Source organism: Streptomyces phytophilus, assembly GCF_013870535.1.
GTDB lineage: Bacteria > Actinomycetota > Actinomycetes > Streptomycetales > Streptomycetaceae > Streptomyces > Streptomyces phytophilus.
This window is the reverse complement of record NZ_JACBXC010001243.1, coordinates 1-1750: the sequence shown is the minus strand read 5'-3', so window position 1 is coordinate 1750 and position 1750 is coordinate 1. Positions and strand designations below refer to the sequence as shown.

2 protein-coding genes are annotated in these 1750 nt (G+C 74.5%); one reads left to right on the top strand and one right to left on the bottom strand.

Annotation, left to right across the window (positions count from 1 at the left end; translation table 11 throughout):
- A partial coding sequence (locus H5J30_RS31240; protein WP_181790897.1) for an SDR family oxidoreductase occupies positions 1 to 512 on the top strand: 512 nt, incomplete at its 5' end.
- A gap of 88 nt (positions 513 to 600) precedes the next feature.
- Here H5J30_RS31240 and H5J30_RS31235 read toward each other — a convergent pair.
- Positions 601 to 1750, bottom strand: a 1150-nt coding sequence (locus H5J30_RS31235; RefSeq protein WP_181790895.1) for a glycoside hydrolase family 16 protein, incomplete at its 5' end; no start/stop codon positions are given.

Sequence of the window (1750 nt, the reverse complement as noted above, 5' to 3'; positions counted from 1 at the left end):
TGGACGTCGTGGTGCTGGCCGCGGCGGCGCAGCCGGTGGCGCGGGCGGCGGAGACCACGGAGGCGCAGTGGCGGCTGGCCCAGTCCGCCACGCTGGACACGGCGTTCTACGTCGCCCGCGCGGCGCTCCCCCGGCTCCCGCCGGGCTCGGCGGTCGTCGCCGTCACCTCGGTGAACGCCTTCCTCGCCGCCCCCGGGCTGCCCGCCTACGCGGCGGCGAAGGCCGGTGTCGAGGGCCTCGTCCGCCAACTCGCCCTCGACTACGGCCCGCGCGGCGTCCGCGTCAACGCGGTGGCGCCCGGCATGATCGGCACCCCGCCGCTGCCGCGCGTCGCCGAGGGCTACCCCCTGGGCCGTACCGGCACCCCGCCGGAGGTCGCGGCGGCGGTGCACTTCCTGGCCTCCCCCGCGGCGTCGTTCATCACGGGCGCGGTGCTGCCGGTGGACGGCGGCCTCAGCATCTCCTCCCCCGCCGCCTGGCTCCGCCCGGACCTCCGGGAACGCTTCCTGTAGCCCCGCAGCCGGAACCGGATGACGGAAACCGGCCCCGCATGGCGGGACCGGTATCCGATTCCAGGTGTCCGGCGCTGCGGGCCGTCCGCTAGCGGCGTACGAACTTCACCGCGTCGGCGTGCGCGCAGCCCGTCCCGCTCGCGGTGAGCGACACCGAGGCGCTCTCACCGGCCTGGTAGGTCTGCGTGCCCAGCGAGACCCAGCCGGGGCTGCCGGAGCGCTCGTCGAGCGTGCGAGTGGTGACGGCGCCGGCGTTGTCCAGGGTCACCTTCGCGGCGGGGTCGCCGCCGGTGGCGGAGACGGACTTGCGGATGAACACCTCGTACGTGCCGGCCGCCCGCAGCCGGGGCCGCCACGTCGCCTCGGCGCCCGCGGCGCAGCCGTAGGAGACGGGCGAGTCCTTGGTCCAGCCGGTGAGCGCGCTGGGCTGCCAGGTGCCGGTGGCGGAGTAGCCGTAGGCGGCGGCGCCGTCGTTGTCGACGTAGTAGTCGCGCTGCCAGTAGCGGACGTAGTCGAAGGAGGCGGCCGAGGGCAGCTTGTCCGCGTCGGGCAGCGCGCCGGTGGCGATGCTGGTGAGCCAGACGGCGGTGTAGTCGTGCATCCACTGGCCGGGGGTGTACGGGGCCGTGTACTTCAGGCTGCCGTCGATGAAGAACTTCGCGCCGCTCTCGGACCAGTCGATGCCGTAGGTGTGCCACTGCCTGAGGTCGAGACCGGTGTCGTAGGTCCCGGAGCCGTAGGTGACCGGGCCGTGGACGCCGCTGCCCACCCAGCCGTGCACGTTGTGCGAGGTCCTGGTCGGGTTGACCGAGTCCGTCTCGAAGCCGTCGATCTCGCTGCGCTGTTCGGCGGGGAAGGTGGTGCTGCCGTCGCCGGCCTGGAGCCAGAAGGCGGTGTGCCAGCCGGCGCCGTCGTTGATCTTGGCGCGGGTCTCGTAGTAGCCGTAGCGCAGGTGCTTCTTGGAGATGACGCCGCCGCCCGTGAACTGCTTGCCGGCGTGGTCCTCCTTCTTCAGCGCGATGTGCAGGGCGCCGCCGGACTGGGTGACGTTCTGCGGCCGCTGGGCGCTGTTGGCCTTCACGTCGGTGCGGAAGTTCCACTTGGCGGTATCGACGGCCGGGGCGCCGAACTCGTCGCCGAAGACCTGGGTCCAGCCCGCCCCGGGCGGCCCCGCGGCGGGCGCCGCGGCGCGTTCCGCGGCGGCGGCCGGGACCGGCGGGGCCGCCGCGGCGGCGGGC